We start from the raw sequence: 25212 nt of genomic DNA, 5'->3' as shown, positions 1-25212 counted from the left end.
CGCTTCTATTGGCTTCAACTGTATATGATTAAAGGTAAGTCACTACAAATCGAATAATCGCAGGTCCTAACAACACCATAAACACCCCCGAAAGTACCATCGTTAAACAGGCAACCACACCTTCTTCACGATGACGCATAAAGGCTTTACTGGTGCCAAGACCGTGTGCTGAATTGCCTAAAGCTGCCCCTTGCGCAAAGCGTGAATTTAACTTTAATGCAAGCAAGATCATATCGGCCATGGCAACGCCGGCAATACCGGTAATCATGGTAAATAAAATCACCAGTTCCACCGAACCGCCAATATGTGAAGTCAGTTCCATGGCAAATGGTGTGGAAATAGAACGCGCCATTAAACTATAAGTGGTTTCTTGATTAAAGTTGAATAACTTTGCTAAATAAAACGAGCTCATCACACCAGCAATCATACCTACAACAATACCCAAACTAATCGCTAGCACATGTTCTTGAATGACTTTTCGATATTCATAAATAGGTATGGCAAAAGCAATGGTCGCAGGGCCAAGCATCCAGATCAGCCATTTATTTTCAATCATGTAGGTGTCATAAGAGACATTAAAAATGACCATCAGCACAATGATGACAAATGGCACAAAAATTCCCGGAGCTAAAAGCATATAGGGATATTTTTGATGCAATTTTTTACTCAGCACATAACCCATTAACGTAATGATAAAGCAGAGAATAGCAACCAGGTTCATCTTACTCTCCCTGTTTTAGCAGTGGATCAGAATGATGCTTATGCTTATGTTTTTGCTTTAAACGCGCTTCTAGTTTAAAACCAAAATAGACGCTATATGCAGTTGCAAGCATCACACAAATTGTGCCGATAAATACCGCAAGAATGATTTGCCAACCTTGGGTCAAAAACAGATCTTTATATTTAATGATGCCGACGACACAGGGAATAAATAATAAGACCAGTTCTCCCAGAATAAAATCCGAACCTGTTTTGATCCATTGCAACTTAAATAGACCGCTAAGCAAAGCCAATAAAACCAACAACAAACCAATTACACCGGCAGATACAGGTAAATTGAGTGTGTGCTGTATAACTGAAGCGACCCACCAAATGATGACCAGAAAACTCAATTGCAGAATGATTTGAGCAATATGCAGCAGCTTGGGAGAGAGTAAAGAGGTAGACATAATAACAAGAGATAAAAGCTTAGGTGTAGTTTAGATTTGACCGACTATCTATATTATGAATAATAAAAAAAAGATTATGCCTAGATGGAATGTTTTGTGGATATTAAGAGCTTGACTATGTTCGTTAAAATTGTGCAACTGCAAAGTTTCACACGTACAGCGGAAGAAATGTGTGTCACACAGCCCACAATCAGTAAGGCAATTCATGCTTTAGAACAAGAAATTGGCGTGCCTTTATTTTATAAGGGAGAAGAAGGTCGAAAACGCGATGTCGTTTTGACTTATATGGGGGAGCAAATTTACCAGCATGCTTTAGTGATATTGCAAGAGCAACAGCGTATTTTTGAAACAGTGGCTAAAGTACGACATTTGAAACAGGGTAAATTAACCATCGGACTTCCACCCGTAGGATCGGCATTACTTAGCAGCCTAATTGCCAAATTTCACAAGCAATATCCCAATATTGAATTAAGTTTTTTAGAAGTTGGTGCGACGGGTATTGAAGATGCCATTCTGGCAAAAAAAGTAGATGTCGGGATTTTACTGGGGCATTTAAAACCGATTTTAAGTGGCATTCCGATTATTGATTCGCCTTTATGTTTACTTTCACGTAAAGATACGCAATGGAAAAATAGAGCAAAAGTTTCTTTAATTGAACTGAAAGAAGAGTCATTTCTACTGTATGCCGATACCTTTAGTTTAAATAATATGATTATACAAGCAGCCCACTATGTCGGATTTGAACCCAAGGTGGTGTGCAAAAGTAGTCAATGGGACTTTATTGCCAAAATGGTGGAATCGGATGTTGGAATCGCATTGCTACCAAAAACCTATTGTGAACAACTGGATCAAGAAAAATATAACGTCAGTATATTGGAAAATCCTAATATCAACTGGACCTTGAGTATGGCCTGGAATAATACGGTTGCAATGAATCCTGCGACCCGAGCGTGGCTAAAAATTATTGAAGAAAATCAGGATGAAATTCATTTTTAATCATTCAATCACCCATAAAATAAGGGGTTCTATGTGGAATGATGAATTTAAACTGATCATTTTAAAAAGCTGAATATAATAAATTTTTTGTTTTGGAATTTTGTGGATTCCGATTACAAGCCTTTCAATATCGAGATGAATGCAGTAACTTTTCTGGGTTAAACTTTTTGTTGATGATTTTTCTTTATGAAATGGGATGATATTGGAGATCAACCGTGTTCAATTGCCAGAACCTTATCGGTTATTGGTGATCGTTGGACATTACTGATTTTAAGGAATGCCTTTTTGGGTACACGCCGTTTTGAATCCTTTCAACAAAATTTAGGGGTAACCCGTCATGTGCTGTCCGACCGTCTAAAACGTTTGGTTGAAAATGATATTTTAGTCAAAACCCCTTACGTGCAACGACAAGAGCGTTATGAATATCATTTGACTGAAAAGGGTTTGGCGCTTTATCCAATTTTAATGTCGATGGCCAATTGGGCAGATGAATGGATGAATAAGGGCTTCGGAAAGCCAATGCAATATACCCATAAAAGCTGTGGTCATAAAATCACACCACGACTGGTGTGTTCCGAATGCAATGGAACCCTTCATGCCAAACAAGTTAAACCCGAATTGACCCAAGATTATTTTAATTATTTAGAACAGCATAAAATACAGTCTTAAATCTGAATCAATCATCTTTATAGACAATTCGGTGGTTTCGGAATGCCTGCCAAACGGCTTAAATGACGTGCCACCAAACCGGTATTAAATTTGTCTTGTAACACTGCATTATTAATGTCGGAACTGACTGTTTTCATCAGAAATTTAATTAGTGGGCGCGTCGCAGGTGAATGACCAAACTGTTGATAGAACTGACGTACTGCATGCAAGACTTCAAAATGCCATGCTGTAAGTTCTAAACTTAAAGTGTTTGCCAATTCTTGCGCAACTGTTTCATTCCAAATGGTGTAATCGACTAAGTGACCATCTTGATCGAGTTCTAAATTCATCATTAATCTCAAATTAGTTCAAACGAATACAGCGAGTATGATTCAAGCAGATGTCTGCAAATTCGGCATACGAAATAATCTGCATATTCTCTGTTTTTTGTCCCGCTAAAATTTCCGCATCGTTCTCTAATACATAAACACAATTCACTTGTTGCAAGAAAGGCTGTTGAAACTGCAATACAGATTCACCCATTAAAATAACGGTATCTTCAGGGCTGTACAGTTGTTCTAGTTTTGCCAGTACGGATGGCGTAGCTGAAAAATTACTTTGCACTAAATATAAGCTTTTATTCGACATGATCATTTCACTCTTCATCTTTACCAGTACAGCACAAAATCAAAACTTTGAATAAACTCACTATTCAGTTCAACAAATTCAATATCCTGCTGAGTTTGAACAACAAAGTGAGAATTCTGACTTTTCTTTTCGACCAAGACAGGAGTGAGATCGTAAAACTCAAAGCTATCGACCATATTGGATGCAATTTTAAAGGCATGTTTAAGCTGTTCAAATTGCAGTTCTGAATTGAGTAAACTTAAGCCTGCATCTTGTAGCAAGACTTTGACTTCACAGCCAAAAGTCGCCAATACCATCGTGGCAGACAAGCTTTCATGCACTTGTAAATTGGCAAGATTGGCTTGAGTTAAAATAATGAGTACAGATTTCACACAATTTACCTTTTAAAAGCAACAAATTCCTGAAAATAACGCCTTAGAATTGAATCAGACGTTGTGCTGATTGGACGGCATCGGCAAGTTCACCAAGTCCAACCAATTCAAAGCCTTGTGCAAGATTATGTTGACTAATTTGATGTCGTTTCGCATTTTCCAGATCGGTAATACCACGTGCCAAGGCAGCACTCACACAAACGGGTAAGCGAATGGCTAACTTTTGCCATTCTTCAGTCAAATGGCGTTGATCATCAGGAGCCCACTGCAAAGCATTCGCAACAGAAACACCGTCCTGATAAAAAAACACGCGAAATGCTTGATTCTTAGCATGTAAGGCCTGTGTCAGACCTAGCGCATGCCAGGCATAGATCGAGGTTGGAGCAGAGGTAATTAGTAATAAGGTACTCATCGAAATTCACTTGAGGAATGCCCAATCCAATGTTGATGCATCCAAACTTCATAAGAAAAAGGTAGTATACAATGATTTTAGTGACTGGTGGTTTAGGCTTTATAGGTTCACATATTGCTTTAAGCCTCATGGCGCATGGGCAAGAAGTCATTATTGTTGATAATTTATCCAATGCAAGTTTACAAACCTTAGAACGTCTCGAATTTATTTCCGGCATGTATGTGCCATTTATCAAAATTGATATTCGTAATACACCGGCTTTAAATAAAGTTTTTGAACAATATTCTGTAGAAGCGGTCATTCATGCCGCAGGCTTTAAATCAATTGAGGAATCGGCACTTAAACCGCTGGAATACTATAACGATAATGTTAGCTGCATTATGAGTTTGCTGCGTGCCATGCAGCGCACAGGAGTCCGAACCTTAATCCATTTATCCAGTTTGGCCGTATATGGGCAGTCGAGTTCAACCCTGTCTGAAGATATGCCTTTTAACTATGCTTATCCGAACCCTTATGTAAAGTCGCAACAAATGGTGGAAGAAATCATACGCGATACCGCACTGACCGACAGGGAATGGAAAATTGCAATCTTGAGATTGAGTAATATTGCAGGCGCCTTTGAACATGCTGTGTTAGGAGAGTTTGTTGCACCTTTGCCTAAAAATATTATTCCCTTGGCATTGCAAGCTGCCGCCAAACAACGAGACTATATTGAGTTACGTCAGCAAGCTCACACCTTAGACCGTACCGTCGAACGCAGCTTTCTACATGTGTTGGATTGCTGTGATGCCATTATAGCGACTTTGCAATGGCTCAGAATTCAACCCTATACCTGTGATGCTTTTAATATTGCAGGGCAGAATATGTCCATTCGTGCTTTACTGAACGAAGTCGCCAAAGTCACCCAGAGCGAAATTAAAACGATAGATGCACCATTTTATACTTATGCTGAATTAGACCAGATTGGGGCAACCACAGGCAAAGCGCATGAAATTTTGAAATGGCAGCCTAAACGCACAATTACCCAAATCATAGAAGATTCATGGCGGTTTTATCAGCAAACACTAAAAGGACATTAAAAAATTGTATGTAAATAATAATCATTTACAATTATAAAGCATTTGATTAAGATCATTAAATGTGTCAAAACAGATGAATTGGCTAAAGTTATATAACTAGATTGAAATGAGGTTGAGGATGCAAACACGTATTGAACACGACACTATGGGCGATGTTGAAGTTCCGAGTGAAGCAATGTGGGGTGCGCAAACACAGCGGAGTTTGCAAAACTTTAAAATTGGGCAAGAACGCTTACCACGACCAATGATTCGTGCGATGGGTTTGGTAAAAAAAGCAGCAGCGATGACCAATGCCGAGCTAGATCAAATTCCTCATGAGTTGTCGCATTATATTGTGAATGCAGCGGAAGAAGTGATTGCTGGAAAATGGGATGCACAGTTTCCATTGGTGGTGTGGCAAACAGGTTCGGGTACGCAAAGTAACATGAACTGTAATGAAGTGATTGCTAATATTGCCAATCAGAAACTGGGCAATCCTTTAGGTTCGCAAAAGCCAGTACATCCGAATGATCATGTGAACCGTGCGCAATCGACCAATGATTCTTTCCCGACTGCCATTCATGTTGCAGCGAGCCTGCAAATGAACGAATTGCTCATTCCAGCAGTACAACGTTTACGCGATACATTAGACGAAAAATCGAAGGAATTTTCAGATATTGTTAAAATTGGACGCACACATTTACAGGATGCAACCCCGTTAACTTTGGGGCAAGAATTTAGTGGCTATGTATCACAGCTCGACCACGGATTGAAACGTTTAGATCAGGCACTTGAAGGGTTGTATGAGCTACCTTTAGGAGGAACTGCTGTCGGGACTGGCTTAAATGCACATCCTGATTATGCAGTAAAAGCCGCGGCACAATTGGCGACATTAACCGATTTGCCATTTGTCACTGCACCAAATAAGTTTGAAGCTCTAGCCGGGCGTGATGCTGCGGTATTTGCGTCGGGTGCTTTAAAAACTTTAGCCGCAAGTCTAAATAAAATTGCCAATGATATTCGCTGGTTAGCCAGTGGACCACGCTGCGGTTTTGGTGAAATTCGTATTCCAGAAAATGAACCTGGTTCAAGCATTATGCCAGGCAAGGTTAATCCAACCCAGAGTGAAGCCATGACCATGGTAGTTGCACAAGTACTGGGTAATGATACGACCATTAATGTTGCAGGGGCTTCGGGTAACTTTGAGTTAAATGTCTTTATGCCCGTGATTGCATTTAACCTGTTGCAATCGATTCAATTACTGGGTGATGCATGTAATAGTTTCAATGATCATTGTGCCGTCGGAATTGAACCAAACCGTGAAAAAATTGATTATTTCCTCCATAATTCACTCATGTTAGTTACGGCTTTAAACCCTGTGATTGGTTATGAAAATGCTGCCAAAGTGGCAAAAACAGCTTATAAAGAAGGCAAGACCTTAAAACAGGTTGCGGTTGAATTGAACCTGGTGACAGCAGAACAGTTTGATGCCGTGGTGATCCCTGAAAATATGGTTTCGGCTAACGTGAAATAAGTAACTAAAGGCTTGAACACTGATCTATTGATCATCAGTGGTTTTTATCTGCTGCATATATGCGTACAATATAGCTAGAAATTAACTGCTGATGATTGATTATGCTTGATGTTTATTTAACAGATGTTCAGAAAAAGGTGCAATTTAAGGATTATCCTGGTGAGCATCCTGTTAAATTTATTTTGAATTTTAAAAAGATTTTTCCGAGTGTGATGGAACTGCTTCTTCCTGTGCTTCCTAACGACGAAAATTTGGATAAAATGACCTGGGAATCGACCACAAAAGATTTTGAGTTGTTCAAATTATTGTTAAGTGGCTGGGGCGTGATTGAATTACGTCTAAATGCGATTACTCAATATAAAAATAAGAACTATGCAGATCAATTGATAAAAGCCGCGCAACAAAAACGTAGAGAATTTGCCAAGGCCAATAAGATGCTGAAAACAGTTGAACTGGATTATTTATTTATGCACGAAATTCATGCATTGATTGATGCTGAACTGGTTGAAATTGGTGAGAAATTTTATTTGCCAACTTTACGTGATATCTGGAAGCATAAAGTATCGCAAAGTGTATTGCATGCTAAATTCTAAAATAGAATGAAATAGTGTAAAAATCCTCCAAATATTGGGGGATTTTTTATGGCCGCGTCGTTTATAAAAGGTCTGGCTGAATTCTAGGCAAGATTCTATATAAAAAATTAAAGATTTAATTATCAATAAAATGTACTAGATATTGGAATTATTATTGCATATGGTAGGGCAGTAACAAATTTGCGTCTTCATTGTTATGAAATTTAATATTTCACATTTTCTTAACAGTTTAAGCGGATTGTTTCAAATCTTCCCGAGGAAATATCAAAGGATTTCAGTAAATGTCGAATCAGTTTTTAGATTTAATTAATAAACGCCGTACCATTTATGCAGTGGGTAAAAATGTAGAACAAAGTCCAGAATACTTAACTGAATTGATTCAACATGCAATTAAGCAAAGTCCATCATCTTTTAACTCGCAATCTTCACGTGCCGTAATTTTATTTAATGATGAGCATGAAAAGTTTTGGGGATTTGTGAAAGAAAAACTCAAGTCTTATGCGAAAGATGAAGACGCTGCTGCAAAAACCGGAGCTAAAATGGATAGCTTTGCTGCCGGTGTAGGTACCGTTCTATTTTTTGAAGATATGGACGTGATTCAAGGCTTGCAAGAGCAGTTCCCATCTTATGCCGATAACTTCCCGGTTTGGGCAGAGCATTCTACAGCCATTGCACAATTCGCGACTTGGACTGCCTTACATACGGATGGTTTAGGTGCATCTCTTCAGCATTACAACCCAATTGTAGATGAGCAAGTACATGCTGAATGGAATATTTCTGCAAGCTGGAAACTTCGTGCACAGCTCGTGTTTGGTTCAGTAGAAGGTGAAGCCAAAGACAAAGCTTATATGGATGATGCAGTGCGTTTTAAAGTTTTTAAATAATTGTTGATTTTACAAGAAAGAAAATAAAAAGGGAGGTCAATATGACCTCTCTTTTTTTGAATCTGCCTTTATAAAGGAGACTTTCTATCAGCGCTATTTTTAGATGTTTGTTTTTAAGCTGAGATGCATCGGCGTTTGCTTGCCTTGCGACCATGCAATAGATAGTAAACTACAATACAGACTAAAACACACATTGCGCTGTAGAAATACAGTTGTGAATAATCAATATAATCCAGTGCGTGACCAATGAAATAAGGACCAAAACCTAATCCTGCATCGAGAAAAATAAAGAAGGTTGAGGTCGCAAAACCCATTCGCTCAATACTGGCACTTTTTACCGCAACAGTTTGGCAAACAGATTGAATATTGCCATAACCAAAACCCAGTAAGCCTGCACAAACCAGAAGCATAAACGAACTTTGTACCTGACTTAATAAAATCATGGCAATTGCCATAATAATAAAAGCAGGATACATAATGATATTTTCACCCTTACGATCCAGCAATGGACCGGTAAACGGACGCGATATCAAGATTGCAATGGCATACATCAAGAAGAAAAAGGAGGCGGTTTCAACCAGATCAATTTCTTTGGCATAAAAGTTGATAAAGGACAACACACCTGAATAGCAAACAGATGCCAATAGCATAACAAAAGAAATTGGCAGTGCTTTGTATTCAATAAATTGGGAAATCCAGCTGGGTTTTTCAGCGGGCACAGAAATATCAAGCAGGTTGTTCTGTTGCGCAAGATTAGGTACTTGAATCAGCAGAGCCACTACAAGACAACTCACTGCGACAATGCTTGAAACAATAAAAATGGAATCATAACCAATGTGCAGCATCATCCAGATGGCGAGGAAAGGACCAATCGCCGTTCCCAAAGTACTGCTCATGCTATAGTAACCAATGCCTTCACCGCGACGAGTTGGCGGCAATATTTGCGCAATAATGGTGCCTAAAACAGTGGAGACCATACCCATCATAAAACCATGCATAAATCGAACAAGCAAGAGCATGCCGACATCAAACTTCATAAAATAGAAGCCGGAAAAGATCAGGAAGCCGGTTAAACCGACAATCAGTGTAGTTTTACCTCCAAAGCGTTCCAGAAATTTGCCTACAAACAAACGGCCAATTAGCGTACCGACAATAAATAAACCCGAGACTAGACCTGCTTGTGCCGTGGTTGCACCGAGTTCAGCTACGGCATAACCGACAATCACCACCACAAGCAGATAAAAGGTCAATACCAGTTGAAAGTTAATAGCGCTGACAAGAATAAAATTTCTTGACCATAAGGGGGCATTTTCATTCATGGCCGTATACCTGATTTAAGATCTTGCAGATGGTCCATAAGTGTATGAAGGGTAGTCAGGGTAATTTTTTGCATATCTTGATCTAGTGGCAATAGCAGTTGCTGTTCAAACACATCCATTTTTTCAGAGCAAATTTGAAAAAGTTGTCTACCTTTTTGACTCAGGATCAGTTTCTTTTGCCGTTTATCTTCAGTATCGACTTGTTCAAGCACTTCTAGTTGCATCAGTGCATGAATACGTTTTGCAATGGACGGCTTGGAGACATTTAGATACTCCGCAATGTCGATAGAGGTGCAGCCTTGTTTTAACTGAATCACATACAGCACTTGCCACAAGGAATAATTCAATTGATGGGGCAATAAAATGGTATTGATTTCATCACTCATGAGACGCGCGCAGCGTAATAATGAAGCTCGAAATTTAAGTTGAGGTGACATTATAGTTAGCCAGGGTAACTAAATTAATTCAACTTTACGCCTCTTTATAAGATTGTTCAAGTATTAGGCAGGTTGAAAGTAGGTTTTCTAGACAAAAAAAGACCAATGACTTAAATAGATTCAGACCACTTTGAAAATACTTTTTTATAAACTAGAAAGGGAGATAGAAGTTGAAGTGAAGTGTATGGAATTTAAATCCTACCTTTAAATGCTTCTAATGAATCGCCAAGCGAACATAGTTTGAGATTGAATTTTGCTTCTACGTAGTGGGTTGCTGCTTGCTTTTGCAATTGTGCTTTTACAGATTGCTGTATATTTACAGCCATTGCTACCGGAAAAATATCATATTAATCCGGTCTGTCAGTTAATGACCCATCATTTAATTGCACCTTCATCTGATCAGGTCGATACTTCTAAACCAGTTCGTGAAACAAAACATCATTTAGAATTTTTACGTCATTATTTTTCTTATCAGCATGAACCTATACATCATGCACATAATCATCAATGTCAATATTGCAAAGTATATTCCGACCTGGTTTTGTACCCTGATTCTGCTATTAAAACAGTGATAGACCGGATACAGGTACGTTTTTTGGTATTTGTACAGCGCTTTAAACACGTTTATTTTGAGCTACAACGGCTGTTTTTAATACTGCAGGGTCGAGCTCCACCTTTATCTCTATAAAAAATTGGATGCCATGTTTTAGACATGAAACTAATAAACCATTTTTATAGAGATTCCCATGAATATTTATTTCTTTCCTTCGTATATGAGGAAAAAGACAGCCTGTGCCCAAATTTTAAGTCCTTTAAATAATGCTGAAATAATAAATCAACATACTTTGCTGAAGTTTCGAGCGTATGCTGAAACAGGTCAAAACAACAAAATAACGCGATTGTGTATCTGCGTGTTCACTCACCATATCAACGAATTAAAAAAGGTGATGTTATGAATCTAGGATTAACCGCACTTGAACTGGCACGAATTCAATTTGCGTTCACCGTATCGTTTCATATTATTTTTCCTGCAATTTCTATTGGTCTTGCAAGCTTCCTTGCTGTTTTAGAATGGCGCTGGCTCAGAACCCAAAATCCGGTATATCAAGACCTGTTTAAGTTTTGGGTCAAAATCTTTGCCATCGCCTTTGGTATGGGTGTGGTTTCAGGCGTGGTCATGAGTTACCAGTTCGGAACCAACTGGAGTGAATTTTCACGTGTCTCAGGCAGTGTTACAGGACCGCTTTTAGCCTATGAGGTACTGAGTGCCTTTTTCCTGGAAGCCGGATTTCTGGGCATTATGCTGTTTGGCTGGGGGCGTGTGGGTCCTCGGGCACATTTCTTTGCCACCGTCATGGTGGCAGTGGGAACCTGTATTTCCATGTTCTGGATTTTATCGTCAAATAGCTGGATGCAGACCCCACAAGGTTTTAGCATTGAAAATGGCATTATCGTTCCACAAGACTGGCTGGCGATAGTTTTTAATCCCTCTTTTCCATACCGTCTGGCGCATATGGCAATGGCTGCATTCTTGGTGTCAGCCTTGCTGGTTGCCAGCACAGCAGCATGGCATTTAATCAAAGGTCGCCGTGATGCGTTGGTAAAAACGTCATTTTCCATGGCCTTATGGATGATTTTGGCGCTTACACCCTTACAGGTTCTGATTGGAGATCTGCATGGCATTAATACCTTAAAGTACCAGCCCGCAAAAATCGCTGCGATAGAAGGGCACTGGGAAACCAATCATAATGAAGGCATGCCTTTGTATTTATTTGGTATTCCAGATATGCAGGCAGAACAAACCAAATATGCAATAGGTATTCCAAATGTGGGAAGCCTGATTTTAACCCACTCCATGGAGGGTAAAGTTCAGGGCTTGAAAGAATTTGCACCTGAAGATCGGCCAAATTCTACCATTGTGTTTTGGAGCTTCCGGATCATGGTTGGTCTGGGCGTGTTGATGCTGTTATTAGCGTTAATCGGTTTATGGCTCAGGAAAACTGGCCGGTTCTATGAAAGTCCATGGTTTCACCGTTTTGCACTGATTATGGGACCCTCCGGCTTTATCGCAATGTTGGCTGGCTGGTTTACTACAGAGGTGGGACGTCAACCTTGGGTCGTTTATGGTGTCATGCGGACTAAAGATGCCTTATCCCCGGTATCTGCAGAACAAGTCGGATTAACCCTGATTATTTTTGTAGTGGTGTATTGCGTGGTCTTTGGTATTGGCATTTATTACATGTTACGAATCATGCATAAAGGTCCAGAATTTGTCCATTCAATACCACATAGCGAAGAAAAAGTTATTCAAGCCTCGCATCGTCCATTGGGCAGTACCGATGAAGAGCTGGATGGTCCGTCTCTCGACAATCACCAGGAGAATGACAAATGATTGATTTATCTTTTATCTGGATTGTAATTATTGCTGTTGGCGTACTGATTTATGTGGTCCTGGATGGTTTTGACTTAGGCATTGGTATCTTATTTCCTTTCTTTAAAGGGCAACAAGAACGTGATGTGATGATGAATACTGTTGCTCCAGTATGGGATGGCAATGAAACCTGGATGGTATTGGGAGGGGCAGGGTTATTTGCTGCATTTCCCCTGGTTTATTCAACGGTACTTTCTGCACTGTATTTGCCTATTATTCTGATGGTGGTGGCGCTTATTTTCCGCGGAGTAGCTTTCGAATTCCGTTTTAAATCCAGACGTAACCGACATCTTTGGGATATGGCCTTTATTGGCGGCTCCATTTTAACCGGATTTTTACAGGGCATTATTCTGGGTGCGTATATTCAAGGGATTAAAACCACCAATGGAATATATACCGGTGGTGGTTTGGACTGGTTAACGCCATTTTCAATCTTCACAGGTATAGGTGTAGTGGTGCTTTATGCCACCTTGGGCTGTGGCTGGCTCATCTTTAAAACAGAAGCCGACTTGCAAAGTCGAATATACCAAATCATGCCGAAGATGATTATTGCCTTATTCATTATTTTTGGTTGCGTTAGTATTTATACGCCTTTAGCTCATCCTGAAATTGCTGAACGCTGGTTCAGTCAACCGCAACTAACCTATTTTAGTCCTGTCCCGATTCTGGTTTTAGTGTTTACCTTTCTGGCTTTACGCGCCTGTAAACAGCGCAAAGAACTTAGTCCGTTTATCTATACTCTAGCTTTGGTAATTTTGGCTTATACCGGCTTTCTTATTAGTTTGTGGCCTTATATCATCCCGCCATCCGTTACCATCTGGGAGGCAGCCGCTCCAGAAAGTAGTCAGTTATTTACCTTAATTGGTGCGCTACTGCTGATTCCAATTATTCTGATGTATACAGCATTATCCTATTGGGTATTCCGCGATAAAGTCCGGATTGGTGATAAAGGCTATCATTAAGGAGTAAATATGAAACTCTCACAAACCCAGTGGTTTATTGTTTTGTGGCTTGGTGGATTTTTCACTTTGGCTCTGGTAGCTGGTGCATTCAGGCTCTTGATTCAATTGGCCTATATCTAATCAACAACTTAAAGTTATTTTAAAAAGTGGTTTGCTAAAAACAGACCACTTTTTGCCTGTATAGCAGACCACTTTATCCTGATTTAAGTTCTATATTATGTTTATTCATTTTATAGCGCGTATTGTCCGAGGCGATCATGCTGCGAAGCCTAAACTTCCAATTTATTTTAGATTTTTTCGAAGTGAATCAAATTGGTTCAGAAAAAATTTTGCAAAGACTGGAAATCCAATCCATTGACGAATTTGATGTGATTCTTCAGCAAAGCCTAGCTGTCCGATCACGCAGCAATCAATCATCCCATAATTACATCATTCAAAGCTCGACTTTGAAAAATAGCCTAAGCTATTTATTTACACCTTTTATTTACGCCGTCCTGAATCAAAATACGATTTATATCGCACCCAGACAGAATATTGTTGAACAGGTCTATGCCCATTATTTTCGTCTTGATGCGTTAGAACTGAAAAATCAGCAATCTATTACTGAAATGAATCTATGTCTGGATTTGGTGCCAACAGAATTTAATGCGGCTGAATTTAGAATGTATGCTTTAGCCAAAGCCTTACTTGATCCTGCTTGTCAGCAGATGACTATAGTCGGGCAGAGTGGACTGGATTCTGCTGCCAAACAAAAGTTAGCAAGTCTATTCCAGGTTCAGATTGATGAGATATTACCGGAGCAAAAACAGTTTAATTTGACAGAAATTGATTTTAAAAAACTATTCTGGAAAAGAAAGACTCCCGAATTAGCACGAGTTTGTCAAGACATCGCAAATGAAAATGCACCTTTGGTCAGTCGTCAGTTTCACATGAAATTAAACGATGCAGCGCATTTGATTGACGATTTGATGTACAGCGAACATCTTTTTGAAAAATTATCTGTTTTTGGTGAATTTACCGAAACCATCTTTAAAAACAATCTTGAATCAAAATTGAGGTATGCTCATGAACGAAGCTAAAAAAACTTTTCCCATATTCAGTGGTGGGAATTAGTTTGCTGTTAGGCTGCATGTTCCTTGGATTTTTTTTCCCTGGCAGTGACCAATGAGCCAGAGTATATGCCTTCACATCAGAAGAAGCTGGCTGAAGCAGCAAAGGGACAAGCTCAAAAGATAATTCACTCTTGATATTAAATTTTTTTGAAGATAATGCCTTGTTTCGATAAGGTATTTTTAATTGTTGTCTAAATAATTTGGATGCGTGCAGGTTGTGAAATGAAACAAAATGAATTTATCCAGTTATTAAATCAAAATCTTGCCCAGAATAATGAAAATAAGTTAAGAACCAAAATATATTTAGCCATTAAAGAAACCTTGCCACAATTACATCTGCAGTCTAATTTTAAATGCCCATCCACACGATTTTTATCCGAACACTTAGGTGTATCACGTGACACCATTGAAAAAGTTTATGCCCAATTAGAACAAGAAGGGATATTTGAGCGAATCAAAGGGAAAGGCACTTTTATTAAAGCGCAAGTAAAAGTAGAACAGCTACCATCTGAAACGGTTGAATATCGACTTCCAGAAAATACCGAACAATTAGAGAATTTATTCTTTGATCAAAACCTGAATTTTTTTGCTGACGGTATGCCCGAAATACGCAATTTCCCATTTAAAAAATGGTACGAAATAGAAAAAAATGCGTTAAGCCAGTATGGTTTAAATATCTTCTTAAAAGATAATGCTGCTGGTGATGATTTATTATGTCAGCAAATTGCCCAACACATTAATTTGAATCGTAATGCCCAAATATCTGCAGAACAAGTGCTTATTGTGAATAGTACCCAGCAAGCCTTATATCTATGTGGACGAGTATTATTTAATCCGAATGATAAAATTATTATGGAGAATCCATATTATTCCAATGCCTATCAACTTTTTAAGCATATGAATTTGGATTTAAAATGTATTGGCCTAGATCATGAAGGTTTAAAAATACAGGACTGTCTGGATATTCATGATGCAAAAGCAATTTACGTCACGCCAGCGAACCAATATCCAAGTGGCATTCAAATGAGTGCAACACGAAAAAAGCAAATTATTGAATACGCAGAAAAAAATAATAGTTATATTCTTGAAGATGATTATGATGCACTGTTATTAAATAAAACGGGAAATACTGCCATTTTAGGTTTAGATCCTTATCAACGGACGATTTATCTTGGCTCTTTCAGTAAATATATTTTACCCAGTTTACGACTCTCTTATTTGATTTTGCCAAAAGCCTTAATTGAGCCTTTTAAGCGTTATCGCAATTATATTGATGGCAGTGCGCCGTCCCAATATTTTCAGGTTTTGCTTGGAAATTTTATGCAACGCGGCTATTACGCTGAATATTTAAGACAAATGCAGCAACTCTATCTAAAACGTTATCAAACTTTTATGACGAGTTTTGAATGCTATTTATCTGAATTTTGCTTTGTAAAAGAGCAGCACCCTGTTATGCAAGTCGCATGTTATTTTAAGTCCGAGATTCCGCATACACTTGAACAAGCTTTGGTAAATGGTGCAGAGCTACATAATATTGCCATTACCCGTCTAAGCCAATTTTATGAATATGATAATGAATATGGTTTTGTACTGGGGTTTAGTTCACTTAACGACACTGAAATTAAATTATGTATGAAACAATTACGCCAGCTCATACAAAATGAATTGGCGCGTCTAGCATAAGTATTTATTTTAATATTGAGATGCATTTAAATTTTAAAAATTAGCTTTAAATGCACCTATCTTAATATTCGAATTTATAAAAATATTATTTGCCCTGTTTACGATAAACACTCGGGCGTACAGGACGGGAACTTTTCCATAAACCCTTTTTTTGTTTTTTTGCTTTATTTTGCAAATCCAACATATAGCGTAAATGAGTTTTATCCTTGATATATTCTTCATATACCCATGCAGCACCGCGTTTAACAATCTCTTCATTAATATTCTTGCGATAGCGATATACCACACCGACACAGCGTCCATAACGGTCGATATCGGTAATTTTTACCCGAACCATTTTATTTTTTACCATGCTTTGGACCAAGCGCTGGGATTCCTTGCCATAGCTTTGACTAGATTCAGGTGCATCCACATAAGCAAAGCGTAATTTGGTTTCAGAACGTCTTATATTGAAACGGTAGCAGGTAAGGGTATCGCCGTCGCTCACTGCATTGACACGACACCAGTATTTTTTGCCTTTCTTAAACGGCTGAAATAAATCCTTTAAATAAATGGTGATTTTATGCAGCAAATAATAGGAAAAACATAAGGCTAATAGTCCCAGCACAATTTGCCAGGTAGGGGAGAGATGCAACAAAGTTATAATCCAAATCCTTAAAAATTAGCTATATATAGACACAGCTAGGAGATGGATCATTGTAGGTGAAAGCCAGAGTCTGTACGGCTTAAAAGCTAAACAGTCAGTGTTTCATTTTGTACTATAAAAAATAGCCTAAGCGAAAATTTTAGAAATTTCACTTCGTAAAAATTTATGTCGCGAATTTAATTCACGATCCTTATGCCAATACATCCCCATAACAAGATTAGGCAATTCAACTGGAACATCAAAAACATTCAAACCCTCTGCCAATTGTAAATGAACCAATATATGTTTAGGAATGGTAAGAATAGCTTGAGATTGTTGACTTAAAATCTGTAGGGCAGTTGAATAATGTTGACAACGTAAAAAAATATGACGGGAAAGTTGTTTTCGATTCAAATAAATATCTTCAACCAAAACCCCAGTTCGTCGTGATGAAACACCAATATGCGGTGAGTCCAGATAAATTTCTTCGGTCATGCTTTGCTGTTGAGTACACACCATAAATTGGTCTTGCAGCAGTTTTTCAAATTGAATTTTTCCCCCAAAGTTTTGTTCTAAATCAATCACAAAATCTATTTGCTGAGTAGCAAGATCGGTAACCACATTTTTACGGTCTAGCTTAATACTGGAAAACTGAATGGCTAAATTAAGTTGATGAAAATGCTCGACCAATTTAGGAAAAATAATAGGCTCAATTTCATCATGCACTGCAATTTTCAAAGTTTGAACCATGCTCGAATCAAAATTTTGTTTTTGTATTGAAATAACTTGAATTGCAATCAAGGCATTTTTAATCACAGGATAAATTTGTTCAGCAAACGGTGTAGGTAACATTTTACTGCCTGCACGTACAAATAAATCGTCCTGCAAATGCTGCCTTAGCCGTTGTAAGGCATGACTGGCCGCAGATTGGCTGATACATAAAATTTGTGCAGCTTTAGAAATACTTTTTTGCTCATAAATCGCAATAAAAAGTGGATATAAATTAATATCAATACGGTGGAAAATTGCCATATCAACAGTACTACCAATCGCACTTTTATTATGAATACTGTTCATAGTCTTCTATTGAATTAAATCATTTTATTCATAATAGTTTTCAAGCTAAGGTGTTGTAAAGAGCAGTGATGACAATATTTAGAGGGAAGTTACCATGTTTGAATTATCAGCACGTGCACAAGATTTTATAGAACGCACCAAAGCTTTTATCAAAAATGAAATTGAACCTGTTGAAACAGAGTTTTGGAATGATGTTCATGAATTAAATCAGGGCAGTGACTGGACAACATGGCAATGGCCCGCGCAAATCGAAGTCCTAAAAAGTAAAGCCAAAGCAGCGGGGCTTTGGAACATGTTTCTGCCTGATCCTGTATTAGGACAAGGTTTATCTGTACAGGAATATGCTCATATTGCTGAACTGACAGGACGCAGTTTAATTGCACCCACCGTATTTAACTGTAATGCACCTGATAGTGGCAACATGGAAATGTTATGGCGTTATGGTAATGAGCAGCAAAAACAGCAATGGTTAATGCCATTACTTGAAGGGAAAATACGTTCTGTATTTTGTATGACTGAACCAAATGTAGCTTCTAGTGATGCAACCAATATGCAGGCCACGGCGGTCATTGAGAATGATGAAGTTATTTTGAATGGTCGTAAATGGTGGTCGTCAGGTTTAGGCGATCCCAATGCAAAAATCATCATTTTTATGGCACATACACCAAATGAAAACAAAGACCGACATCATCAACACTCTATGGTTTTAGTGCCTATTGATAATCCAGGTGTGAAAATTGAACGCATGTTGCCGGTGTTTGGTGATTATGATGCACCCCATGGTCACGGCGAGATCAGTTTCAATAATGTTCGTGTCCCAATTGCCAACTTTATTGGGGGTGCTGGGCAAGGTTTTGAAATTGCTCAAGGTCGTTTAGGCCCAGGTCGAATTCATCATTGCATGCGTTGTATTGGGGCTGCGGAAAAATCATTAGAGTTAATGATTGATCGTGGCATGAGTCGAACTGCTTTTGGTAAAGAAATTTTAAAATTAGGCGGTAACTTGGAACGCGTTGCTGATGCCCGAGTTGCCATTGATCAAGCCCGACTTTTAACATTGTATGCCGCTTATAAAATGGATACTTTAGGCAATATGGCTGCTTTGACTGAAATTTCTGCGATTAAAGTGGTTGCGCCAAGTGTGCTGGAAAAAGTGGTGGATATGGCAATTCAAATTCACGGCGGTGCAGGGGTTTCACGTGATACGCCACTGACAGGTTTCTTTGCCCAAGCACGTAGCCTACGTTTGGCCGATGGTCCAGATGAAGTGCATAAAGGCATGATTGCCAAACTTGAACTGGCAAAACATGGTTATGGTTCAGGTCGTAAATAAGATTTAAAAAATAGCCTGTAGATGAGACTTCTTACAACTTCATGCAAATTTTCCTATCAATGGAAAATGAAAAAGGTGTAAATAAGGAGAGTAAGAAGTCTTCTGAAATTGATGATTTAGGGAAATAATCATGTCAGTGATTGATGTCGGTGGAAATGTCCGTGAAGGTGAAGAACTGGACGTGGTCGCTGTAGGAAATTGGCTTAAACAACAAGGTATTGATCTACATGGTCAGGCAGCTGTCACCCAATATTCAGGGGGTGCATCAAACTGGACTTACCGTTTGAAATATGACAATGCCGATTTGATTTTGCGTCGTCCACCTAAAGGCACCAAAGCCAAATCGGCCCATGACATGGCACGTGAATATCATGTGCAGCATCATCTTTCACCTTTCTATTCTGTACTGCCGGAAATGGTTGCGTTGTGTCAGGATGAATCGGTGATTGGTTGTGACTTTTATGTGATGAAACGTATTAAAGGCATTATCCCACGGGCAAAATTACCACCTGAATTAGAGTTTGGTGAAGCTGAAATAAATAAACTTTGTGTCAATGTGATTGATAAATTAATTGAATTGCATCAAGTACCATATCAAGGCACTGAACTTGAAAAACTAGGTAAGGGCGACGGTTATTGTCGTCGTCAGGTTGAAGGCTGGGATGCGCGGTTTGAGAAAGCACATACCCTCAACGTCCCTTCATTCAAGTTTGTGCGTAAATGGTTATTGGAAAATATTCCTGACGATACCAATACCTGCATTATTCATAATGACTGGCGTTTTGATAATGTGATTTTAGATCCGAACAATCCCACTGAAGTGATTGGCGTGTTGGACTGGGAAATGGCGACTTTGGGCGATCCATTGATGGATTTGGGGTCAGCTTTGGCTTACTGGGTCGAAGAGACTGACAATATGATTTTTAAATCGACACGTCGTCAGCCTACTCATTTAAAAGGCATGTTTACCCGTAAACAAGTAGTCGATTACTATTTAAAAAAAATGGATATGCAAACTGAAAACTGGATCTTTTATGAAGTTTTTGGCATCTTCCGTTTAGCTGTTATAGCGCAACAAATTTATTATCGTTATTATCATCAACAAACTAATAATCCCGCATTTAAGGATTTTTGGATCGTGATTCATGCCTTACATATTCGTGCATTAAAATTGATTGGTAAGCAAAAGTTCGAAGCCAATAATATTGCGCAAAAGTATAAAGCAAAACTTCAGGAAATTTTAGGAAAAGTAAAATGACCACAATTTATCTGATTCGTCACGGCCAGGCGTCCTTTGGTGCGGAAAGCTATGACAAACTTTCACCGAATGGCGAATTACAGGCAAAATTATTGGGTCAGTATTTTAATCAGATTCTGAAAGAAGAACCTTATGTCATTGCCGGTTCGATGCAGCGCCATCAACAAACCGCCAATCTTGCCTTGGCTGAATGTTTTCCTGATACCCCTATCATCACTAACAATGCCTGGAATGAGTTCAACCATCAACAGGTTTTTGCCCAGTATGAACCGCGTTTTAATGAACCGCATTTGTTAAAACAGGATGTCGAAAATGAAGCCAATCCACGTACCTATTTAGCCAAAATTTTTGAAGGTGCCATTGAACGCTGGACTGGGGGTGACTATCACCATGAATATGACGAATCTTGGCCAAATTTTAAAAACCGTGTAGAAACTGCACTACAAAACTTAAGTGATGAACTGGCAAAAACCAAACCCCGTTATGCCGTGGTGTTTACCTCGGGTGGGGTAATTTCAGTGGCTGCTGGCAAATTACTCGAACTTAATGCAAATCGTACTTTTGCACTGAATTGGGCGATTGCCAACACCAGTATGACTACATTACGTTTGGTTGGAAACGAGCCGCAATTACTGAGTTTAAATGAGCATCATTTTATTAAAGCAGCAGATTCTCAATTACTGACATGGATTTAATATTAAAAAAATAGGAAAGGAATAGATCATGGCAAAAACAATTTTAATTACCGGAGCAAGTTCGGGAATTGGTGCAGGTATGGCACGTGAATTTGCACAAAAGGGCTATAACCTTGCCATTTGCACACGTCGTTTGGAACGTCTTGAAACTCTAAAACAAGAACTTGAAAACCAATATGGCATCCAAGTGATTGCAAAAACTTTGGATGTTACCAATTACGATCAAGTCTTTGAAGTGTTCAAAGCTTTCAAAGCGGATTTTGGCACAATTGACCGCGTGATCGTAAACGCAGGTGTAGGGGAAGGTCGTCGTATTGGTAAGGGGAATTTTGAAGTTAACCGTGCCACGGTAGAAACCAATTTTATTTCCGCTTTAGCGCAATGTGAGGCAGCCGTCGAAATTTTCCGTGCGCAAAATTCAGGTCATCTGGTGATGATTTCCTCTATGAGTGCGATGCGTGGTATGCCTAAACATTTAACGGCGTACGGTGCAAGCAAGGCAGGGGTTGCACATTTGGCTGAAGGTATCCGTGCAGAGCTGATGGATACCCCCATTAAAGTCACCACCATATTCCCGGGTTATATTCGTACCGAACTGAATGAAGGCGCGAAGAAATTACCTTTTGAAGTGGATGAAAAAACAGGCTCGCATTTACTGGTGAAAGCCATTGAAAAAGCACCAGTCAAAGCTTATGTTCCACAATGGCCTTGGTTGCCACTGGGTTTGGCGATGAAAGTATTGCCTTTAAAGTGGATAAATAAGTTGGGTTAAGGATCTAATGAATTGAAGGCGCTGAATGCGCCTTTTATTTTTTAATAAACGTTAAGGGCTTATGTCGATAAAAATAATATATTTATAAGACACTGATTTATATTTAGCAGATACGGAAACCATCTAAAAGAGCAGTTATAAGATCGCACCAAGCGACACAATTATCTATTATTTTTAGAAATCAGAATTCCTAACATCATAATAAAGGTACTCACCCCACCTACAACAAAACTCATGAGTCCCATTTCAGCAGTCAATACCTCATTCCAGAGATTGTTGTTGCTCCAGGGTATATAAATACCTTGTTTCCACAAAAAACTAATCGCACATAAAACGAGAAAGCTGATCAGGGTAGCAATTATGAGCGTAACTATAAGGTTTTTCCAAATTTTACAGCCTACTATTAATGTGATAACCGTAAGACCAACTATTGCAATTATTGCAATTAAAAAGACACTATTCCAATAGTCCATATTGATTACTCTTGACTAAGTCAATAATAAAATTATAAGAGTTTCGTATTTAAATTATTGGAATCACTTTAATATGAATCCCGTGTGAAACGTAGACAATTTATTCCAAAAAATGTAGTCATTTAGCTTTTTTATGAATTAATTTTTATTAACTTACTGAAAAGCTAATTTTTTTATTCTAAATAGATAAAGCTGAATTTTACAAAGAATTGAAAGAAGATATTTACCGAATAGAAGTCTCGCCTCAGATGTAACAGTAACGACTTATTAAAGTCCAATCATTAAAGTGATCATGCTCTGATACGTTTAGCGTTTTGTAATACCAAATATGCTCCACGCAAACTGGAAACAAGTAATACTGTTTTTAAGCATCACGCTGATTCAAAACATCAGCCTCTATCTAGAAGATAAATTCTTCATTAAAGAATTTTTAGAATTCAGGATGAGGAAAACGAAAATAGTCAGAAGGGCTGAGAATTTTCCTTGTTTAACTTAAATATCTAAAGCTTTAGAGGTATTGAGCAATTGAGCATATTACTGATCATCAAATAAAATTGACCATCAAATAAAATTGCTGTGATGTAATATAGCAATGCCGTAAAATAAGATGATATTTCATGTTTTAAAACCATGATATTGTTTGAATTTCTATCCCTACATACATTGAGTCAATGATTTTAAAAAGCTAAAATCGTATATTGCTCAGAATATTGCCGCGACTTGTATCCGTTATGTTTTTAAAAATTTCGACTATCGCCCTCATTCCATCACTGATTATTCAAGGGAATGCAGTCAAAAGAAATACCTTACGCTTACCAGAACCGGACGGAAATCGTCAGGGGATTATCGGAACAGGAAAACCATTGTCTATTTTAATTTTAGGTGATTCTGCGGCAGCAGGTGTGGGGGTGGAAATTCAGGAGGATGCTTTACTGGGTGCCGTGTTGAATCAATTAAAAGATCAATACGAAATCAGTTATAGGCTCGAAGCAAAAACAGGGCATACCACCGGACAAGTGATGAAAACTGCCAAAAGTATGTCGACTCAACATTTTGATGTCGTCATTACCTCTGTAGGAGTAAATGACATTACCAAACTGACGCCACCTAAAAACTGGAGTAAAAAACAGCAACAACTTTATGCAGAAATTAATCAGAAATTTACGCCTGAATTGATTATTGCCTCTAGCGTACCGCCAATGAATAGATTCCCAGCTTTACCCAATCCCTTGGCATGGTTATTTGGGCAATATGCCAAAGGCATGAATAAAACTCTTGGGAAATTTGTGCAGCAGCAAGTCAATATGCAATTGATCGAGTATGATTTGGAACGATTTAAAATGCTTAATTTAGAAATGGCAGAGGATGGTTTTCATCCTGGTAAGGAAATCTATACACTTTGGGGACAACAAATGTCAGATAAAATTCGTCAAATGTTTTAAATTAAGCTAAAGATTGATAAATGGGCTGTTATGAGCACTGAACTGCAAATTGAAACTCATCCACTTAAGCCATTTCTACCAAAAAATGCCAAGTTGCTCATGATGGGCAGCTTTCCACCGCCTAAAAGCCGCTGGAAAATGGAGTTTTATTATCCAAACTATCAAAATGATATGTGGAAAATTTTTGGTTTGGTTTTCTTTCAGAATAAAGAACACTTTTTAGATCTCGAGAATAAAAATTTTAAGGAACAACAAATCCGAGATTTTCTAACTGAAAAAGGCATTGCAATTTTTGATACGGCGTATCAAATTGTGCGCTTAAAAGGCAATGCCTCGGATAAATTCCTGAAAATAGCCAAACCGACTGATTTAGCCAAACTGCTACAGCAGATTCCGGAGTGTCACAGCATTATGACCACAGGCGATAAAGCGACAGATACTTTAATGCTTTCTATGCCAGAGCATACTGAAAAACCGCAAATTGGACAGTCTTCTCAAGCTAATTTCGCAAATCGTGAATTAACTTTATATCGCATGCCTTCATCTTCAAGAGCTTATCCTTTAGCAGTAGAAAAGAAAGCCGAAGCCTATAGTCAGTTATTTAAAGAAACAGGCTTACTATAAGTAAGTTTGTTGATTAAAAGGCATCATTTTAGGATATTTTACCCATCTAAAAGACTGCACGCTAAAATTCCTGACATGGGTAAAATCAGACCAAATGAATTGACTACCTTTGCTCCATTTCAGACTTTGAATACGCTGTGCAATTTGAGTTAATTCTTCATGATTGGCAGGGCGAAGTTCCCCAATTTCGACATATAGCCGCACACCCGGATAATCACTAAACTCAGCTTTCAATAGAGATTTTAACCAAAATAATCGACCGCTATTAATGGCTTGAATACAGGCTTTATTATTCTAAGACAAATTTTCTTTAAAAGATTCAACATAACTGTCAAAGACAGCACTGGTAAAGAAACCACCGGTTTGGTTTTCTCTAAGAAATAAAGTGCCAATAGGCGTGATGGTCGGCTGCACCTGTGCATCTACTGTGGCAATAGAGCAGTGCATTGCAGCTTTTTGAGCGTCATTCACCACTTTGCGAATATACTGCCATTCCTGATTATTCATTTTGATTTTCCTTTTTATTATTTTTAATAGTATTCAATAATATGAAGTAAATTTGAATACAGTTTTAGCGATCTGACTGGTCATTCGTACCAATATTTAGTTTGAAAAATTAAATGAACGATATCCAAACAACATACTCCACAATGTCA

Annotated in this window: 29 protein-coding genes and 1 pseudogene; 18 read left to right on the top strand and 12 right to left on the bottom strand. The window is 38.4% G+C overall.

Going from position 1 to position 25212, the window contains the following annotated elements; genetic code table 11:
• Positions 1-28: 28 nt before the first annotated feature.
• The gene (locus tag ACP69Y_RS07480; protein ID WP_425917531.1) at positions 29-721 is read right to left on the bottom strand and encodes an LrgB family protein; all 693 of its coding nucleotides are present in this window, start codon (positions 719-721) and stop codon (positions 29-31) included.
• Between the two features lies 1 nt (position 722).
• Positions 723-1169, bottom strand: coding sequence for a CidA/LrgA family protein (locus ACP69Y_RS07475; RefSeq protein ID WP_425917529.1), 447 nt, complete (start codon positions 1167-1169; stop codon positions 723-725).
• A gap of 96 nt (positions 1170-1265) precedes the next feature.
• On the opposite strand from ACP69Y_RS07475, the gene ACP69Y_RS07470 reads away from it, so the two are divergent.
• Positions 1266-2165 carry a LysR family transcriptional regulator gene (locus ACP69Y_RS07470; RefSeq protein WP_425917527.1) on the top strand — a complete coding sequence of 300 codons (900 nt, stop codon included), beginning with the start codon at positions 1266-1268 and terminating at the stop codon, positions 2163-2165.
• Positions 2166-2351: 186 nt separating this feature from the next.
• A complete protein-coding gene (locus tag ACP69Y_RS07465) occupies positions 2352-2834 on the top strand; it encodes a winged helix-turn-helix transcriptional regulator (RefSeq protein WP_425917525.1) in 483 nt (160 codons plus the stop codon).
• Positions 2835-2851: 17 nt separating this feature from the next.
• On the opposite strand, the gene ACP69Y_RS07460 is transcribed toward ACP69Y_RS07465, so the two are convergent.
• The 4 genes from ACP69Y_RS07460 to tusD are packed head-to-tail and all read right to left on the bottom strand — an operon-like array spanning position 2852 to position 4244.
• Positions 2852-3163, bottom strand: coding sequence for a TusE/DsrC/DsvC family sulfur relay protein (locus tag ACP69Y_RS07460; RefSeq protein ID WP_425917643.1), 312 nt, complete (start codon positions 3161-3163; stop codon positions 2852-2854).
• A 13-nt stretch (positions 3164-3176) separates the two neighbouring features.
• Entirely contained in the window at positions 3177-3461 is a 285-nt protein-coding gene (locus tag ACP69Y_RS07455) for a DsrH/TusB family sulfur metabolism protein (protein ID WP_425917523.1), read from the bottom strand.
• Positions 3462-3481: 20 nt separating this feature from the next.
• The gene (locus ACP69Y_RS07450; protein WP_425917521.1) at positions 3482-3832 is read right to left on the bottom strand and encodes a hypothetical protein; all 351 of its coding nucleotides are present in this window, start codon (positions 3830-3832) and stop codon (positions 3482-3484) included.
• Between the two features lie 43 nt (positions 3833-3875).
• Entirely contained in the window at positions 3876-4244 is a 369-nt protein-coding gene (gene tusD, locus ACP69Y_RS07445; protein ID WP_425917519.1) for a sulfurtransferase complex subunit TusD, read from the bottom strand.
• Between the two features lie 71 nt (positions 4245-4315).
• On the opposite strand from tusD, the gene ACP69Y_RS07440 reads away from it, so the two are divergent.
• From ACP69Y_RS07440 to ACP69Y_RS07425, 4 genes are all read left to right on the top strand, one after another.
• Complete coding sequence (locus tag ACP69Y_RS07440) at positions 4316-5323, top strand: SDR family NAD(P)-dependent oxidoreductase (protein WP_425917518.1); 1008 nt, start codon at positions 4316-4318, stop codon at positions 5321-5323.
• Between the two features lie 118 nt (positions 5324-5441).
• Positions 5442-6836, top strand: a complete 1395-nt coding sequence (gene fumC / locus ACP69Y_RS07435; protein ID WP_425917516.1) for a class II fumarate hydratase — start codon at positions 5442-5444, stop codon at positions 6834-6836.
• Between the two features lie 101 nt (positions 6837-6937).
• Positions 6938-7429: a hypothetical protein gene (locus ACP69Y_RS07430; RefSeq protein WP_425917514.1), complete on the top strand. Its 492-nt coding sequence runs from the start codon at positions 6938-6940 to the stop codon at positions 7427-7429.
• 281 nt (positions 7430-7710) lie between these two features.
• Positions 7711-8313: a nitroreductase family protein gene (locus tag ACP69Y_RS07425; RefSeq protein WP_425917512.1), complete on the top strand. Its 603-nt coding sequence runs from the start codon at positions 7711-7713 to the stop codon at positions 8311-8313.
• A 113-nt stretch (positions 8314-8426) separates the two neighbouring features.
• Here the strand turns inward: ACP69Y_RS07425 and ACP69Y_RS07420 are convergent, their stop codons facing one another.
• Both ACP69Y_RS07420 and ACP69Y_RS07415 read right to left on the bottom strand, forming a co-directional pair.
• Positions 8427-9632 carry an MFS transporter gene (locus ACP69Y_RS07420; protein ID WP_425917510.1) on the bottom strand — a complete coding sequence of 402 codons (1206 nt, stop codon included), beginning with the start codon at positions 9630-9632 and terminating at the stop codon, positions 8427-8429.
• On the bottom strand, positions 9629-10069 hold the full coding sequence (locus ACP69Y_RS07415) for a MarR family winged helix-turn-helix transcriptional regulator (protein ID WP_425917508.1): 441 nt from the start codon (positions 10067-10069) through the stop codon (positions 9629-9631). The genes ACP69Y_RS07420 and ACP69Y_RS07415 overlap by 4 nt, the downstream gene beginning before the upstream one ends.
• A 253-nt stretch (positions 10070-10322) precedes the next feature.
• Between ACP69Y_RS07415 and ACP69Y_RS07410 the strand changes: the two genes are divergently transcribed.
• The 6 genes from ACP69Y_RS07410 to ACP69Y_RS07385 all read left to right on the top strand — a co-directional run bounded on the left by ACP69Y_RS07410 (position 10323) and on the right by ACP69Y_RS07385 (position 16257).
• A complete protein-coding gene (locus ACP69Y_RS07410) occupies positions 10323-10757 on the top strand; it encodes a DUF2946 domain-containing protein (RefSeq protein WP_425917506.1) in 435 nt (144 codons plus the stop codon).
• Between the two features lie 264 nt (positions 10758-11021).
• Positions 11022-12461 carry a cytochrome ubiquinol oxidase subunit I gene (locus tag ACP69Y_RS07405; RefSeq protein ID WP_425917504.1) on the top strand — a complete coding sequence of 480 codons (1440 nt, stop codon included), beginning with the start codon at positions 11022-11024 and terminating at the stop codon, positions 12459-12461.
• Entirely contained in the window at positions 12458-13462 is a 1005-nt protein-coding gene (gene cydB / locus ACP69Y_RS07400; RefSeq protein ID WP_425917502.1) for a cytochrome d ubiquinol oxidase subunit II, read from the top strand. The genes ACP69Y_RS07405 and cydB overlap by 4 nt, the downstream gene beginning before the upstream one ends.
• 9 nt (positions 13463-13471) lie before the next feature.
• On the top strand, positions 13472-13582 hold the full coding sequence (locus tag ACP69Y_RS07395; RefSeq protein WP_425917500.1) for a DUF2474 domain-containing protein: 111 nt from the start codon (positions 13472-13474) through the stop codon (positions 13580-13582).
• A gap of 137 nt (positions 13583-13719) precedes the next feature.
• A complete protein-coding gene (locus ACP69Y_RS07390; RefSeq protein ID WP_425917498.1) occupies positions 13720-14541 on the top strand; it encodes a hypothetical protein in 822 nt (273 codons plus the stop codon).
• Positions 14542-14796: 255 nt separating this feature from the next.
• Complete coding sequence (locus tag ACP69Y_RS07385) at positions 14797-16257, top strand: PLP-dependent aminotransferase family protein (protein WP_425917496.1); 1461 nt, start codon at positions 14797-14799, stop codon at positions 16255-16257.
• An 85-nt stretch (positions 16258-16342) separates the two neighbouring features.
• Here the strand turns inward: ACP69Y_RS07385 and ACP69Y_RS07380 are convergent, their stop codons facing one another.
• Positions 16343-16894: a thermonuclease family protein gene (locus ACP69Y_RS07380; RefSeq protein WP_425917494.1), complete on the bottom strand. Its 552-nt coding sequence runs from the start codon at positions 16892-16894 to the stop codon at positions 16343-16345.
• Positions 16895-17029: 135 nt separating this feature from the next.
• A complete protein-coding gene (locus tag ACP69Y_RS07375) occupies positions 17030-17959 on the bottom strand; it encodes a LysR family transcriptional regulator (RefSeq protein WP_425917492.1) in 930 nt (309 codons plus the stop codon).
• A 94-nt stretch (positions 17960-18053) separates the two neighbouring features.
• On the opposite strand from ACP69Y_RS07375, the gene ACP69Y_RS07370 reads away from it, so the two are divergent.
• The 4 genes from ACP69Y_RS07370 (at position 18054) to ACP69Y_RS07355 (ending at position 22017) form a co-directional block, all read left to right on the top strand.
• Positions 18054-19292, top strand: a complete 1239-nt coding sequence (locus tag ACP69Y_RS07370) for an acyl-CoA dehydrogenase family protein (RefSeq protein WP_425917490.1) — start codon at positions 18054-18056, stop codon at positions 19290-19292.
• Positions 19293-19422: 130 nt separating this feature from the next.
• Positions 19423-20550, top strand: coding sequence for a phosphotransferase family protein (locus ACP69Y_RS07365; protein WP_425917488.1), 1128 nt, complete (start codon positions 19423-19425; stop codon positions 20548-20550).
• On the top strand, positions 20547-21245 hold the full coding sequence (locus ACP69Y_RS07360) for a histidine phosphatase family protein (protein WP_425917486.1): 699 nt from the start codon (positions 20547-20549) through the stop codon (positions 21243-21245). Before ACP69Y_RS07365 ends, ACP69Y_RS07360 begins: the two co-directional genes overlap by 4 nt.
• A gap of 28 nt (positions 21246-21273) precedes the next feature.
• Positions 21274-22017 (top strand): SDR family oxidoreductase, encoded by a 744-nt coding sequence (locus tag ACP69Y_RS07355; RefSeq protein WP_425917484.1) that lies wholly within the window; start codon positions 21274-21276, stop codon positions 22015-22017.
• 161 nt (positions 22018-22178) lie between these two features.
• On the opposite strand, the gene ACP69Y_RS07350 is transcribed toward ACP69Y_RS07355, so the two are convergent.
• On the bottom strand, positions 22179-22490 hold the full coding sequence (locus ACP69Y_RS07350) for a hypothetical protein (RefSeq protein WP_425917483.1): 312 nt from the start codon (positions 22488-22490) through the stop codon (positions 22179-22181).
• A 731-nt stretch (positions 22491-23221) separates the two neighbouring features.
• Between ACP69Y_RS07350 and ACP69Y_RS07345 the strand changes: the two genes are divergently transcribed.
• Positions 23222-23932: an SGNH/GDSL hydrolase family protein gene (locus tag ACP69Y_RS07345; protein ID WP_425917481.1), complete on the top strand. Its 711-nt coding sequence runs from the start codon at positions 23222-23224 to the stop codon at positions 23930-23932.
• A 30-nt stretch (positions 23933-23962) separates the two neighbouring features.
• Positions 23963-24556, top strand: coding sequence for a uracil-DNA glycosylase family protein (locus tag ACP69Y_RS07340; protein ID WP_425917479.1), 594 nt, complete (start codon positions 23963-23965; stop codon positions 24554-24556).
• Here the strand turns inward: ACP69Y_RS07340 and ACP69Y_RS07335 are convergent.
• Positions 24551-25063, bottom strand: a pseudogene (locus tag ACP69Y_RS07335) (pyridoxamine 5'-phosphate oxidase family protein). The gene ACP69Y_RS07340 and the pseudogene ACP69Y_RS07335 overlap by 6 nt on opposite strands.
• Positions 25064-25212: the final 149 nt, after the last annotated feature.

It is taken from the genome of Acinetobacter sp. TSRC1-2 (assembly GCF_049895885.1).
Lineage (GTDB): Bacteria > Pseudomonadota > Gammaproteobacteria > Pseudomonadales > Moraxellaceae > Acinetobacter.
Note: the sequence above shows the minus strand (reverse complement) of the source record. Positions and strands in the feature narration are given on the sequence as shown.